Source organism: Protofrankia sp. Cj5 (genome assembly GCF_917627405.1).
Taxonomy (GTDB): Bacteria; Actinomycetota; Actinomycetes; order Frankiales; family Frankiaceae; genus Protofrankia.
Window position 1 is genome coordinate 1 of sequence record NZ_CAKJTO010000184.1, and the last position, 2076, is coordinate 2076.

Genomic DNA, 2076 nt, shown 5'->3' on the forward strand with positions numbered 1-2076 from the left:
CCCTACGTGCGTCCAGGGCCCCGGCGTTGTCTCGGATTGTCCGGTTCTACGGCGAATCGCCGAAGCTACGGGCTGACTGTAGGAAGAGCACGACTTCTGGTGATTTTTCGGGTGTCTAAAGCCTGAAGGATCTACCCAGGAGCCGTGCTCGTGTTGGTATCTTCCCCGATCAGCCCTGTCGTTGACCACCTTGCGGATCTGGCCCTGTGGGAGGCCGAACGTGCCACGGACCCGCGGGCGGCGGCGTCGTCGCTGGCCCAGCGTCTGGCCGCGGTGCCGGACCCGCGTGCCGCGCGGGGCCGTCGCCACCCGTTGGTGGTGATCCTGGCGCTGACCGCCTGCGCGACGCTGGTTGTTGGCAACGATTCCGTGGCGTCGATCTGGCAATGGGCGGCGGGTACCCCGCAAGAGGTCTTGGCCCGTATCGGGGCCTGGCGCGATGCGCTGACCGGTCGCTATCTGGTGCCCAGCGAGCGGACCTTCCGCCGGGTACTGGCCAGTCTGGACGCTGACGCGTTGGACGCGGCGGTCAGCGGGTACGCCGCCGACGTGGCACGCGGCATCACCCCCGCGCCGGTCCTGCCGGCGGTGGCCGGGCCAGCCGAGCGGGAACAGCGCCGCGCCGCGCACCGTGCGGTGACTCACCCGGCCCCGGCCGGGCTGCTACCCGCCGCGGCGATCGACGGGAAACTGCTGCGCGGGACCGTCACCACCGCCGGGCGGGTGTTCCTGGTCGCCGCGATCGGCCACGGCACCGGGGTCGTGCTGGGTCAGCGGCAGGTCGCCGACAAGCGTGGTGAGGGCACCGCCGTGCCCGATGTGCTGGGCGGACTGGACGTCGCCGGTATGGTGCTGACTTTGGATGCCCTCCATACGACGAAGAAGACCGCCCGCCTGATCACCGGGAAGGTGCACGCCCACTACGTGCTGATTCTCAAAGCCAACCAGCCCCTCGCGCTGCGGGCCGCCCAAGCGCTGCTGTCGGGAACCGACACGCAGTTCGCCGACCACACCGCCATCGACGTCGACCGGGGTCATGGGCGTACCGAACAACGCGCCCTTCGGGTGGCACCCGCCGATGACAGCTTATTTCCCGGAGCCCGGCAGGTGTTCCGGCTGCGCCGCGACACCGGTGGCCTGGATGGCCAACGCACCGGCAAACACATCGTCTACGGCATCACCAGCATGCCCGCCGAGTTGGCCGGCCCCGTCCACCTCAACCACTACGAGCGCGAGCACTGGTGCGTGGAGAACCGTCTATATTGGACTCGCGATGTCACTTTCCGTGAGGACCACTCCCAGCTACGCACTGGCGCCGCCCCGCGGGCTATGGCCAGCTTCCGCAACCTGACACTCAATACCTACCGACTGGCCGGCAGAGCCAACATTGCCCACGCCCGCCGTGACCTACACGACCGCGCCGAAGCCTTCGCCGTATACGGCATATAGCAAACTATCACCGAACCGGACAGAGAGGAACAACGCCGGGGCCCTGCACCGCTGGGTGCGAGCCACGTCGCCGCGGTTCCGGCACATCCAGTTTCTCGCCCGCTGGCCCACGAGGAGGGCGATGCGGCATGTTCGGGATCGTATCCGTGGGTTGACGGAGCGGCGCCGGCTGCTGCTGCCGGTTGAGGTGATCGTGGCGGACGTCAACCGCGTGCTGCGTGGTTGGGCGGGTTTCTTCCGCTACGGTAACTCGGCTCGGCACTTCGCCACGATCAGATGGTATGCGCTGCGGCGGCTGGCGTTGTTTGTTGCGAAACGGCATCAGCGGTCGGCGGCGTTCGGCCGGTGGGTGGTAGGCGTAGCCTCTGCCAACCAGCTTGGTTTGGTCGATCTCAGTGGAATCGTCGTCGCCCCGCGGCCGAACAGGCCGTGGCGGGAAAAGCCGAATGCCGGCGGTGAACGACGTCGGTGAGCTGTGTGCGGGAGAACCGCTTGCACAGTTCGATGGGGGGTGGCTGGAAACGGAACGCTGCTATGGCAGGCTGGGATGAGAAACGCACGGGAAACCGTGCGGACAAAGGTATCGGACCAACGCCTAAAGCCAAGCGTAACCGCGCCAGTCGCCTA

Annotated in this window: 2 protein-coding genes; both read left to right on the forward strand. The window is 67.5% G+C overall.

Annotated elements, in window-relative coordinates:
• Positions 1–150: 150 nt before the first annotated feature.
• Positions 151–1449 (forward strand): ISAs1 family transposase, encoded by a 1299-nt coding sequence (locus MJ777_RS22115; protein WP_239377675.1) that lies wholly within the window; start codon positions 151–153, stop codon positions 1447–1449.
• A gap of 121 nt (positions 1450–1570) precedes the next feature.
• Entirely contained in the window at positions 1571–1921 is a 351-nt protein-coding gene (locus MJ777_RS22120) for a group II intron maturase-specific domain-containing protein (RefSeq protein ID WP_239377676.1), read from the forward strand.
• The last annotated feature ends 155 nt before the right edge of the window (positions 1922–2076 follow it).